The sequence below is a fragment of the Paenibacillus sp. ALJ109b genome (genome assembly GCF_010747435.1).
GTDB lineage: Bacteria > Bacillota > Bacilli > Paenibacillales > Paenibacillaceae > Paenibacillus > Paenibacillus taichungensis.
Genome location: NZ_JAAIFP010000040.1, coordinates 1 through 12608, shown reverse-complemented (window position 1 = coordinate 12608; position 12608 = coordinate 1). Strand labels below are relative to the sequence as shown.

The 12608-nt window shown below is 47.8% G+C and carries 9 protein-coding genes; 2 read left to right on the top strand and 7 right to left on the bottom strand.

The window, feature by feature from the left end:
• Nucleotides 1–99 precede the first annotated feature (99 nt).
• Nucleotides 100–2469 (top strand): helix-turn-helix domain-containing protein, encoded by a 2370-nt coding sequence (locus G3352_RS29885; RefSeq protein ID WP_163761614.1) that lies wholly within the window; start codon nucleotides 100–102, stop codon nucleotides 2467–2469.
• A gap of 24 nt (nucleotides 2470–2493) precedes the next feature.
• Here the strand turns inward: G3352_RS29885 and G3352_RS29880 are convergent, their stop codons facing one another.
• The 4 genes from G3352_RS29880 to G3352_RS29865 form a co-directional block, all read right to left on the bottom strand.
• Entirely contained in the window at nucleotides 2494–3510 is a 1017-nt protein-coding gene (locus tag G3352_RS29880; RefSeq protein WP_163761613.1) for a glycoside hydrolase family 130 protein, read from the bottom strand.
• Between the two features lie 116 nt (nucleotides 3511–3626).
• A complete protein-coding gene (locus tag G3352_RS29875; RefSeq protein WP_163761612.1) occupies nucleotides 3627–5237 on the bottom strand; it encodes an extracellular solute-binding protein in 1611 nt (536 codons plus the stop codon).
• Nucleotides 5238–5274: 37 nt separating this feature from the next.
• On the bottom strand, nucleotides 5275–6186 hold the full coding sequence (locus G3352_RS29870) for a carbohydrate ABC transporter permease (protein WP_053781101.1): 912 nt from the start codon (nucleotides 6184–6186) through the stop codon (nucleotides 5275–5277).
• Between the two features lie 16 nt (nucleotides 6187–6202).
• Entirely contained in the window at nucleotides 6203–7153 is a 951-nt protein-coding gene (locus G3352_RS29865; protein ID WP_163761611.1) for an ABC transporter permease, read from the bottom strand.
• A gap of 386 nt (nucleotides 7154–7539) precedes the next feature.
• On the opposite strand from G3352_RS29865, the gene G3352_RS29860 reads away from it, so the two are divergent.
• Complete coding sequence (locus G3352_RS29860; RefSeq protein WP_163761610.1) at nucleotides 7540–8820, top strand: glycoside hydrolase family 125 protein; 1281 nt, start codon at nucleotides 7540–7542, stop codon at nucleotides 8818–8820.
• A gap of 161 nt (nucleotides 8821–8981) precedes the next feature.
• Here the strand turns inward: G3352_RS29860 and G3352_RS29855 are convergent, their stop codons facing one another.
• The 3 genes from G3352_RS29855 to G3352_RS29845 all read right to left on the bottom strand — a co-directional run.
• On the bottom strand, nucleotides 8982–10496 hold the full coding sequence (locus tag G3352_RS29855; RefSeq protein ID WP_163761609.1) for an ABC transporter substrate-binding protein: 1515 nt from the start codon (nucleotides 10494–10496) through the stop codon (nucleotides 8982–8984).
• A gap of 7 nt (nucleotides 10497–10503) precedes the next feature.
• On the bottom strand, nucleotides 10504–11265 hold the full coding sequence (locus G3352_RS29850) for a response regulator transcription factor (RefSeq protein ID WP_076291376.1): 762 nt from the start codon (nucleotides 11263–11265) through the stop codon (nucleotides 10504–10506).
• Nucleotides 11266–11268: 3 nt separating this feature from the next.
• Nucleotides 11269–12608, bottom strand: a 1340-nt coding sequence (locus G3352_RS29845; RefSeq protein WP_163761608.1) for a sensor histidine kinase, incomplete at its 5' end; no start/stop codon positions are given.

Sequence of the window (12608 nt, the reverse complement as noted above, 5' to 3'; positions counted from 1 at the left end):
TATAATGTTTATATTAGCACAGGTGTAATCTAGAAGAGAACAGTGATTTATAATCCCAAGATTTATCATCCGAATATTTAACTCTGGAGGGACTGCTTTATGGCAAATCCGGCACCCAAGCCATCCTTGCTCAATAGGTTCCGGCTCAGCTGGAATCATTTCAAATCAAAGCTTCTGCTGAAATATGCATTTTCCTACATCCTAATATTTCTTATCCCTCTAACTGGTGTAACCATTTTCGTTTATGAGAACGCTGTCAAGGGCCTGCGTGTCGAAATTGAACAATCTAATGTCAATCAGCTCAATCAGGTGAAGAGCACCATAGATAGTCGTATGAAAGAGCTCCAGGAACTAGCGGGGAGAATCGCCTATGACAGACATCTGACCCCCTATATGGTTCGGCATCCTTACTACGGCCTGGAGGCGATTCAGACGCTGGCGAATTACAAGGCCAGCAGTAACATAGCAGAGGATCTGCTTCTCTATTTTCATGGCGATTCCAACATCTATTCATACCGCGGTCTGGCTGATCTTCATGTCACCTTTGATTCCTTCTATCAATTCGAGCGCTGGAACTCAGAAGAATTGCGACGGGATTTGAATGAAACCCGGCAGCCTTTGGTACGTCCCGCCGAGAATGTGACGGTCAATTCCCGCATGGATCCGATGCTCGTCATGCTCGTACCCATCAAACCGAATGACCCGTTTCCGTACGGGACCGTTCTCTATTTAATGAAAGAATCCAATCTTACCGGCGTCATGGATTCGATTTTGAGTGATTTCTCCGGTAGCAGCTATATTTTTGGTCCCTCCGGAGAGGTGTTAACAGCGAACAATCATGGCGTCAGCCTTCCCCAGGAGGAACTTAAAAATTTATCCGCACTTAAGCCTGGTACTCATAATCTGGAGCTGGACGGGGAACCATACTCCGTCGTTTCCGTACAATCTGAAGAAAATGGCTGGACCTATGTGACAACGATGCCAAGCTTCCAGTTCTTCAGCCGTGTCGCCCATGTACAGACCCTGATTCTGATCGTCTTCTGTATAACAGTCATTACCGGCATAGCTGCCGCACTGCTGCTGGCCAAACGGCAGTACCATCCAATTAGGGATCTAATGGAATTTGCGAAGCTGAGAGGAAGCGGCAATGACGCTCCCAAGCTCCGCAATGAATGGGAATGGATTCGGCAGACTCTCCACGATTACAGTGCCAGAATTGATCTTCAGGAACCCTTCGTCCGTAATCAGTGTATGCTGCTGCTGCTCAAGCATGGCAAGCCGGATGATCCTGAAATTGAGCAGATGATTCTTAGCGCAGGTTTCAAGCATCCTCAGGGAAAAGGCCTCTATTTCTCGGCGATCTTGTCCTGGGATGAAACTGTGCCAGGCGACAAGTCCTGGCAGGAACGCCATCTGTTGCAGGAAATACTGAGCAATGTATGTCTGTCCGGTCCCGATGCACAGATCTTCGGTGTGGAATTCTCGGTCAAGGACCAGTTTGCCCTGATTATTTCACTTCCTGACGATACGGACATACCGGTTCAAAGCCGGATGGAGCAGGTTATTGAAGCCATTCTAGAGGTAATCCGCAAACACTCGCAGCTGTCTCTAAGTATCGGTGTTGGCATGGCCTACCGGGACCTGGCTCTCCTTAATCAATCTTTCATCGAAGCCGCTGCAGCTTTGGAGCACCGGATGATCCGACGTAGCGGACAGGTATCCTACTTCGAGCAGCTCGTAGAGCTAGTCCCTTCCGCTGCCCAGAGCTTCTGGATTCCGCGTAAATCCATGCTGAAGCTGGAGCAGAGCCTGAAGCAGGGCAATGAATCGGTTGCTGCCCAGATGATTGCTGATACCATTGATAAAATCAAAGACGAGCCGCTGCAGGTTCATCTGCTGCGCTGCATCTGCTTCGATTTGCTGAACGCTTTTTTGCGCACAGCCTCCGAGTTTGGCATGCATGAAGTGTTCGCCAATATGCCGGAATTGACCTCCTTTGAGACCCTCGAAGAGCTTGAGAACCGTCTTCTCTCTTTGGCCTCTGCTATTTGCGCGCAGGTCGAACAAAATACGGAGACAAGCGAGCCTTCATTAATGGATGACATTCTGGCTTACGTGGACAAGCAGTTCGCAGACTACACCCTCAGTCTGGAGCATGTGGCGCTTAAGTTTGCCATTTCAACCTCTTATTTAAGCCGTAGCTTCAAAGATAAGACCGGCAGCAATTTCTCACAATATATCTGGCAGCGGCGTATGGATGAGGTCATCCGGCTACTACAGAGCACTAGTGCTCCGCTCAAAGAAATTATTGAGCAGGTCGGTTATTTGGATGCGCCTAATTTCATTCGCAAGTTCAAAAAAGAAACCGGTCTGACGCCGGGGCAGTACCGCAAGGAACATGCCTTGAAGGGGGCTGCTGCGAAAAGACCGGTTAACTTGGCGGACCTTCCGCCCTTTCAGAAAAGCTAAACTTTCACTTTATAGGTTGTTTTGCTACTGCGCTTCTTGGAGAATATGCTCCACCAGCTCATCCAAAGGAACTGTTGCGAGCGCAATCGCTGTATCCGTTACCCCGTAATAGATATAGAGCAGTCCGTCTTTGACCACATTTCCGGTAGGGAAGATGACATTCGGAATCTGGAACCCGAATTTCTCATAGTACGTCTCCGGCTCCATAATAAAATTAGCTGTCCGGGCAATGATTTTCTCTGGCTGCTCCAAATCCAGCAGCATCGCTCCCACACGGTAGACAACATCCTCATCAACACCGTGATAGAGCACCAGCCAGCCCTTGTCCGTGCGTACCGGTGGCGTAGAACCTCCGATCTTCCGCGATTCCCAGGACAGGCTTCCGGCGGTGGCGAGCAGCTTGGGCTCTTCCCAGTTCACAAGATCCTCGGAGTAGGTAATCCACATGGCCGCATTATCCGTTCCATAGTCTTCTCCCACATATTCCTCGGGGCGGCGCAGCAGCACGAATTTGCCGCCTATTTTCTCGGGGAACAGAATGTTGTCCCTGTCATTGATATCAAGTGGTGTCGTGTCCGCCACAAACTCCCAATCCAATAGATTATCCGACTTCAGAATAGAGGACCGGGTCAGCCAATGCCCCTCTTCTTCCCCCCACCCATCCGGATATTCGGGAATAGAGCGCAAGGGGACACCTGCCCCTGTAGGATAATAGCTCATTGCACAGGGGCGCAGGGCGTAGTTCAAATAAAAGGTCCCTTCGATTTTGACAATCCGCGGGTCCTGTACACTGCCATAAGGGAACCCCAGCATATCTGGCGTCACAATCGGCTCATCCCTCACATGGGTAAAGTTTACGCCATCTTCGCTCTCAAGCAGACCGAGGTAATTCTTACATGGCGTCAGGGAACCTGCGGTGCGCTCAATCATATAAAATTTGCCGTTATCAATGATGACTGCAGGGTTGAAAACCGTAACCTTGCGCCATTCATAGCCGCCCGGGACGACAATAGGATTATCCGGATGTCTCGTGATTTGCATATCTATTCCTCCTGCAATTCATGTTCATGGTATAGTTTGATCGTCTGGACTTCATAGGGTTTAAAAGAAACTCGGATCACTCCGTCGGAAATCTTCACGGAACCGCATTGTCCTGATTAGTTGGATTTCCACCGGTCATAGGCAGCCTGGTTGATTTCAGCCACACGCTCACCGCCCATTTTCTTGACGGTCGCCACATAATTATCCCAACCCGTAAGCGGCTCGGCACCAGTGATGAATTTCGCTTCCATCTGATTCACATATGTTCTCAAATCAGAATTGAGGCTGCTGATTTCGGTCTGCTCTTCCACGGTAAAGAACAAGGTCGGGAACGGAATCCGTGCGCCTTTATCGAGAAGCTTCTGCTGGGTTTCCTGCTCTACCCAGAGGTCAAAGTCTGTCTTCAGCCCCTTACTAATATCATCCATGGACAGGGTTGGAGCAGGAATGCCGTAGTTGGGCGTCAGAGTTGCCCGGTAATCTTCCATTTCCTTGCCGTCCGGTACAGGCAAGAACTTCTTGACCCGATTCTCTTTGTCAGTGTATTCCCAGAGAATGCCCTCAGGCCCTTTATTGAAGAACATCGCCCCTTCATAAGAATAGAGATAATCCACCCAGCGCATAGACGCTTCCGGAGCGGGATTACTTTCCGTGATGGCAAATGCACCAGTTGTGATTCCTTTGTTCTTTGCAATCGCAGGAGCAGCAATGGATTCACTGCGGACAGGCGCAAACATCGGATCTGCCGTCGAAGGCTCTCCGCCCTTGGACATGTAGGCATGCCAGTCTGAGAAGAGGGCAACTTGATTATTCTGCGTTTTGGCCTTCTTCTGCTCTGCCGTCTGCGAGAAGCTCTCGTGATCCAACAGGTCTTCGGACCACAGGCGGTTCATATAGGTCAAATATTCCTTATAACCTTCTTCAAGCGGTGTATAATGCACCTTGTCCGCATCGTCCACGTAAATTTCTTCTTCATAAATACCGAAGGCGCCAAGCAGCCAGGTACGGATATCGCGGAGGTTCGCAGCGGGTGTTGTCACTGAGGAAATCGGAATTTCATCGGCTTTGCCATTACCGTTTGGATCTTCCTCCTTCACACGTTTCAGGTAGGTATACAGCTCTTCCGTCGTTTCGGGAAGCTTCTCGATATTCAGCGCCTTCAGGAAGTCCCCGTTATACCATATCGGATTGCGGTACCAGTGCTGGCTAAGTTCTACTACCGGCAAGGAATAGATATGCCCGTCCGGTGCTGTAATTGATTTACGGACATCCGGATTCTCCTCCAGCAGTGCCTTGAAATTGGGAGCGTATTCTTCAATCAGATCCTCCAGGGGTATGAGGATACCCTGCTCTCCATAATTCATCTGCTCTGCGGTCGTCAGACCGGCTGCATAAAGGATATCCGGGTAATCCCCGCTAGCGAGCACTAAATTCTTCTTTGTCTCGAAGCTGTCCTTCGGTGCATTCTTGTATTCCAGCTTAATGCCGGTCTTCTCCTGCATCTGCTGGAGCACCGCCATCTTCTCCCAGTTCTGAATTCCTACATCCGGCGCCATAAGCGTCAAAGTAACGGATTCATTGACTATTGGGAAACCTTCTTTATTAACAGCGACCTCCCCGGTACTGTTATTCGCTGCACCTTCATTTGAATTGCTGCAGCCTGCCAGCAGTGTAATAACTAGAGCCGAAGAAAGCAGAAGCTTCCATGGTTTGCGTGTAATCTGCATGAATAATTCCTCCCTTGTTATACAAACATTCTATTGTTTAGCCTTTAACAGAGCCGATCATGACCCCCTGGACAAAGTAACGCTGCAGGAATGGATAAACTGCAACGATGGGCAGTGTGGAGACAACTATAACTCCGTATTTGATCAACGATGCCGTTTCTGCCTTATTATTCATAGCGCTCGCCACCTCGCCATTGATCGAAGCGCCCGTGGTTTCGGCCGACATTTCCTGAAGGACAAGAATCTGGCGCAGAACCATCTGCAGCGGATACTTAGCTTCATCATTCAAATAGATTAGGGACGGGAAGTAGCTGTTCCAATGGCTTACTCCATAGAACAGGGCCATAACGGCCACAATCGGTGCCGACAGCGGCAAAATAATACGTATAAACAGCTTTAAATTCGTACAACCGTCAATATGCGCCGCTTCCTGCAGTTCTTTTGGGATGGTCGTCTGAAAAAAGGTGCGGGCTACAACAATATTCCAAACCGAAGCGGCCACTGGCAGGATCAATGCCCACATACTGTTAATGAGACCAAGGTTCTTGACCAACAGATACGTCGGTACGATTCCGCCGCTGAAGAACATCGTGAACAGAATGAGGCCCATAAACAACTGGCGACCGACAAAATCAGATCTGCTTAGGGCATACGAGGCCGGAAGAGTAACGGCGAGATTGACCAGAGTCCCCACCACAGTGTAAATAATCGTGTTCCAGTAACCATTCCATATCTTCGGGTTCTCAAAAACAAGCTTGTAGCCGTCCAGTGTCACATTCTTCGGAAATAGCCACATTGCTCCTGAATTGACGTCCTGCGGTGAACTGATTGAAGCGCTGAGAATATAGATTAGCGGATAGAGAACTACCAGCAGTGCAAGGCCCAAATAGATATAGGTGCTAATCAGAAACAGCTTGTCCCCCCTGGATTCTTTTATAGCAGTAACCAAAGACTTCAACTCCTTTCTACCAGAGGCTATTCTCACTGGTGCGTTTGGCGATCTGGTTGACAGTAACAAGCAAAATAACGTTGACTACCGAGTTGAACAATCCCACAGCCGTTGAGAAGCTGTACTGGGCGTTCACAAGGCCCGCGCGGTACACATAGGTGGAAATTACATCGGAAGCCTCCATATTGAGCGAATTCTGCAGCAGCAGAATCTTCTCGAAGCCAAGGCCCAGTATATTACCCATATTCAAGATTAGCATAATAGTTATGGTGGGCACGATCGTCGGCAGATTGATATGCAGCATCCGTTTAAACCGGCTTGCTCCATCCATAATGGCCGCTTCATGCAGCTGGGGATCTACGCCTGACAGAGCTGCGAGATAAATAATAGTTCCCCACCCGGTGCTCTGCCAGACGCCCGAGAAGACATACACTGTCTTAAACCAGGCCGGATCAGTCAGAAACGCCGCTGGTTGTAGGCCCAGGAACTCGATAAACCGGACAATCATTCCACTCGAGGGTGATAAAAAAGTAATGATCATGCCTGCCATAACAACTACAGAAATGAAATGCGGCGCATAGGTTACTGTCTGAACCGATTTCTTGAACGGGCCGTTGCGAACTTCATTGAAAGCCAACGCCAGAATGATCGGAAGCGGAAAACCGATAGCAAGTTCATAGAAACTGATGCTGAACGTGTTCCATAGCAGATCCCAGAAAAAATAGGAATTGAAAAACCGTTCAAAATGGTCAAAACCGACCCATTCGCTGCCTGTAATTCCTTTCGAAGGTACGAAATTCTTAAATGCAATCTGAATGCCGTACATCGGACCGTAATGAAAAACGAGGAAATACAATAACACGGGAAGCATGAACAGATAGAGCTCCCAATTTTTCCAGATTCTTTTGCCAAGGGATTTGTTCTTTATTGAAGGATTCACGGATACTGCCGCATAACTCCCCTTCATTCTCCCACTCCTCTCTAAGTTGTTTTTCGTTACATGAAATCATGTAGCTGATTCGCATTCCTGCTCATTTCTTCTTGCGAACGCTTACAATTCGAAGTGTAGTGAAACAAAGTTGACACCGTAAATATGTAGGTTCTGCATTGTCATGTTAAGAGAGTATAAAACCGCGTTGCTGCGGTACTTTCCGGCCTGCCTTGATGTACTTATTTTCAGACGAAGCATCGCTGCAAATATGTGAATTATGAACCTCTTATCACACTTCATATGTGACATATTGTGTTCATTGGGAAGGTATGCAAACATTTGCTACGAATGCCAACCAAATTAAGATTTTGTTCTGCGGTAGTACAACCCTACAATCTTAACTTTACAGGAGGAATTAGACTATGAACATGCCAGCTTCCATAACTACGTATCTTACTGAAGCCAATGAACGGCTCGCGCATCATCCGAAATTGCAGCAACTGTTCCGCAACTGCTTTCCGAATACGCTGGAAACAACAACCAAGCTGCTTGAAGACGGTACCACCTTTGTATTTACCGGGGATATCCCGGCCATGTGGCTGCGGGATTCTACGGAGCAAGTGCGCCATTATATCCCTTTTGCTAAACATGACCCTGCGCTGCAGCGGATTCTCCGCGGCCTGATCGCCCGCCAGATGTTCTATGTCAATATTGATCCGTACACCAATGCCTTCAACGAAACGGCAAGTGACAAACATTACCGAGCTACGGATGACTGCAATCTAAACCCTTGGATGTGGGAGCGCAAATACGAGCTGGACTCCCTCTGCTTCGTTGTACAGCTGGCTTATATGTACTGGAAGGAAGCGGAGCAGACTGATATCTTTGATACTGCCTGCTACCAGGCGCTGACCTCTATCGTGAACGTTATCGAAACGGAGCAGTACCACGGGGAGAAATCTCCGTACCATTTCATCCGGGAAACACTTCAGGATACGGAAACTTTGCACAATAACGGACGCGGCATGCCTGTCAATTACACCGGCATGAGCTGGTCGGGCTTCCGTCCGAGCGATGACAGCTGTGAGTTCGGCTATAATATTCCCTCTAATATGTTCGCTGTAGTAATTCTGGACTATATTCGCGAGATCGCAAGCGTAATCTATAAGGACGAAAGATTGGCGGCCCGGGCAGCAAAGCTGCGCAAGGAAATCAACTTCGGCATCCAGACCTATGGAATTGTGAATCATCCAAAATACGGCCGGATTTACGCCTACGAAACGGATGGATACGGTAATTATTCTCTGATGGACGATGCCGGCACACCAGGACTGATATCTATTCCTTATATTGGTTATGTGGGTGTGGAGGATGAAATTTATCAGAACACCCGCCGCTTTGCCCTAAGCTTCGACAACCCCTTCTATTTCGAGGGTAAACATGCCCGAGGCATCGGTAGTCCGCATACCCCGGGAGGTTATGTGTGGCATATGGCATTGTCCATGCAGGCGTTGACAGCAGATAACGATGAGGAGATCAAAGAATTAATTGATATGCTTGTTCAGACCGATGCGGATACCGGATATATGCATGAAGGCTTTCACCCGGATGATCCCTCCGATTTTTCACGTGAATGGTTCGCCTGGTCCAACAGTTTGTTTGCTACACTGATCGGCAAAGCCATGGACAAAGGAATTGTCTAAGCTTATCTAAACCTTACACTTTTAAATGACAGTATAGGAAAACCCTATCGTATTCCACCTATTGACGAACCGGCTGTGCCATCCAGTTTAGAAGGAAGGCACAGCCGGTTATTAGGGATTAGTGAAATTAGGAAAACTTTCGGGTATTCGGCAACTCCCCTTTATGGATGGTCAACACGCCAAGCGTCGAGCTGCCGTTGTATTTCTACCCGCACCTCGTCCAGACCCGCCTGCTTCAGCTCCTCGTTGAATTTGGGCAGTACCCTGTCCACATCCACACTGCCAGTCATCAAGCTCGGATAGTACTTTTCCCAAACCATTTTTATAAGGTTGACCTGAATGGACATACTGGTCAAATTCGGCGTGAATCCGAGTAAGTTCGATTTGACGTATTCTGCGTTTGCTGCTCGGAACTGATCCCACTTATCCAACGGATCGGGAAATTTTCCGCCGATGGTTTTGAGAATGAACCAGTTTCCTTGCGTATACTGCACACCTTCATAGCCATCTGCTGAGACTGGATCGTCGTCGCTGTCTCCGGAAGATTTCAGCAGCACCTGTCCGTTCTTGTCCAACGTATAATGAACACCTTCAATACCGTAATTAAACAGATTGCGGATTTCCGGGTCCGTGTTGAGCAAATTTAAAAACTTTACACTTTCAACGGGGTGCGCTGACTTTGCGTTTATTGCCATAATTCCGCCGCGAACGGATTCCGTCGTGATCAAAGGCGGGGTCACGGGATGAGCAACAACCTTGTAGCCGCGATCTTTGCTCCAGCTATTTTCCGAAAGGGGTCCTCCTCCCGCAGCTTTCCAGAAAACCCGTTCTTCGCGTTTGAGATTTTGGCTCTCCCGCAGGGCGGCGTCTTCATTGATGTAACCCTTGACGTAATAGCTGCGGAGTGTATCCAGCACCTGCCTTGCTTCCTCGGTCTCAAATATATTGAATACTTGCGCATCTGGATCCTGAGAACGCACCATCAGTGGTAGCGGTTTATCCAGCACATATTCGTAACCGTACATGGCGAAGAAGTTCTGGGAATCCTTGTCCAGCTCCATCAACTGATAGGAGGGTTCCTTTTCCTTGATCATTTGGAACAGCGGATCCAAAGACTCCAGGGTGTTGTAATTTGTAATGTCGATGTCATACTTTTGGACAAGCGTCTCCGGATACATCCATTGCATGCGGACGGCAAGCTCCTTATTCGTAGGCACACCGTAGATGCCGCCGTCTTCCATGCGAGCGCCCTGCCATAGAACGGGGTCGATCGTGTCGTACATATCCTTGCCAAAGCTGGATAAGTAGCTGTCCAGTCTCAGCCATGCTCCTCGCTGAACATAGCTTGAGTAATCTGTGGTAAAAGCAATATCAAAAGGAGTTCCCGTCGAAATTAGCGTATTGATCCGGTCATTGTACTCCTGCCACCCAATCTTGATATATGTAATAGTGATTCCGATTTTTTGGGCCAACACTTCATTGATTTTAGCGTTTACCATCTTCAGATCCTGGTCAGGATTGCCAAGCGTATAATAAATCAGATTCACTGTGTTGATACTTCTGTCGAATTCCTCGTTCTTCCCGGATATTGATATACACCCCGACAGAGGCAGCGTCATCATCGCTGTAATCAGGACAGACTTGATCAATGTGTTCCAGATAGATGAATGTATCATTTCTGGACTACTCCTTTCTCCGCATATCTGAAGGCGATTTGCTGAAGTAGGCTTGGAAATGCGTGTAAAAATAGTTTAGATTAGCGTAACCGACGGAGAGTGCAATTGTCGATATCTTCTCGTCTGTAGCCTGAATACGCTCTCGTGCACATAACATTCGGTAAACCATAAGATACTCCGAAAATTTCATCTTTGTTTCCTTAAGAAACATCTGTCCAAGATAGGTTCCGTTCATCCGAAAACGACTGGCCAACACTTTGAGATTGATATTTTGATCGTATTCAGCCTTAACCATCAGCAAAATGCGATTGGTTAGCTTGGATAAGCTGTCGTAGCGCACTTCCAATATGGGGTCTATGTCACGGCAGTTCGGATTTCTTCCCTCCAGCGTACCGTTCAAATTTTCGACAATAACTCGTTCAATCAGAGCTTGAAGCTTAGCTCGCTCAACGGGCTTGAGTAGATAATCCTTAACCCCACAATGAATAGCCTCCAGGGCGTACTCGAACTCACCATAACCGCTCATCATGATATAGGTCGTCGGGAGCCCTAGCTCATTAAGCTTGTGAATGGCGTTATAGCCACGCTCCTTGCCGATGCAAACGTCAAAAATTGCGAGGTCCGGCCAAAACTCCACAGCCTTTGTTAGCGCATCCCCATAGGTTTCGCTGGTCTCGATCTGTCTGAAGCCGAGCATTTCCCAGTCCAACGTTCGCTTGATTCCCTCCAGGATTAGTGGCTCGTCATCAACGATCAGAAGTTTGTACATACATTACGCCTCCTTCGCTATGGTTAAGGTAACTTTGACACCAGCTTCCACATTATTTTCAATTTGCATGGTAAAGCCTTTCCCATAGAAAAAATGAAGCCGTGTATACACGTTGCGCAGGCCAATGCTCTCCGATACCGAGTCCCCGATAAAAGACAGATTGCGGCGGATATCAGCCAATCGATTTTCCGAGATCGAGTTCCCGTTGTCTACAATCTCCAATACGTATGAGTGGTTATTTTCAATGCCATTCACAACAAGCAGATTAAATTCATGGTCCGAATGGAAGCCGTGAACAAAAAAATTCTCGGCGAGCGGCTGCATCCAGAATTTAACGGTAGGTAGAGACAGCAGTCCCTGGTCCACATTGATTTGATAATAGAATCTGTCCGGATATTTAAATTCCATGATCTTTAAGTATTTTTCAAGCAAAGCCAGCTCACTGCCCAACAGAATAATATCTTCGTTCTTCACGATTTCACGATATAACGAGCCCAGTGTAGCTACCGCTTCAGCCGTATCAACCGCGCGGCCGGCCAGCGCAAACGATCGGATAATTTCAAGTGTATTGTACAAAAAATGAGGGTTAATTTGATTTTGAAGCGCTTTCATTTCTGTTTCCTTCTGTTTCAGTTTTAGCAAATATTCGGTTCGAATATGTTGGTTAAGCTGACGCGTCATATCGTCGAGTTCCCTCGCGATCATTCCGTACTCATTCTTCCGATATCGGGTCGGACTGATTGGCGTAAAATTGGCGGATTTTACACGTTGGATGGAATATATAATCCGTTGCAGAAAACCTGCATCTTCACGAAGATTGTATCCGATTAACAGGAGAAAACTGACCATAGCTGCCAAAAAGATTAAGAACACGGTAATTAGCATGCTGGCTTTTTGCCGGAAAAGCACTGCCATGTCTACAACACTTATAAATTGGTAGTCGTAAGCATTGGACGAATGGATCACATAAAACACGCGGTCCAGCTTGCCTAACTGCATAAACCCCTTGGTACGTTCTTTTGATGCAGCCTTTATGAATAATTCCTGGGTGGCTCTGCCTCCAACGTCCATGAGATAGACATCCCCAGCCGTGCTGACGACTCCGTTTTCAATCCACCGATTGTTCTGCACGCCTTTGAATAATACATCGCTGCTGACCAAAAAACGAAACTCACCGAGCTGGCGTGAGATTTGATTTTCGTCCAGCAGCTGCTTGCGGATGACGAATCCTCTTTGGATTGTCTCTCGAAATATATCATCCGTGTTCGGCAGATTAAACAAAAAGCTCATCGCGCCGTTACTGGCAAAACGCACTACGTTGCCTCGTTCCTCAGTATGTAGAC

Excerpts from the sequence above, each read along its gene's own strand:
- G3352_RS29885 (WP_163761614.1), top strand. The coding sequence starts at position 100 with ATGGCAAATCCGGCACCCAAGCCATCCTTGCTCAATAGGTTCCGGCTC.
- G3352_RS29880 (WP_163761613.1), bottom strand. The coding sequence starts at position 3,510 with ATGCAAATCACGAGACATCCGGATAATCCTATTGTCGTCCCGGGCGGC.
- G3352_RS29875 (WP_163761612.1), bottom strand. The coding sequence starts at position 5,237 with ATGCAGATTACACGCAAACCATGGAAGCTTCTGCTTTCTTCGGCTCTA.
- G3352_RS29865 (WP_163761611.1), bottom strand. The coding sequence starts at position 7,153 with ATGAAGGGGAGTTATGCGGCAGTATCCGTGAATCCTTCAATAAAGAAC.
- G3352_RS29860 (WP_163761610.1), top strand. The coding sequence starts at position 7,540 with ATGAACATGCCAGCTTCCATAACTACGTATCTTACTGAAGCCAATGAA.
- G3352_RS29855 (WP_163761609.1), bottom strand. The coding sequence starts at position 10,496 with ATGATACATTCATCTATCTGGAACACATTGATCAAGTCTGTCCTGATT.
- G3352_RS29850 (WP_076291376.1), bottom strand. The coding sequence starts at position 11,265 with ATGTACAAACTTCTGATCGTTGATGACGAGCCACTAATCCTGGAGGGA.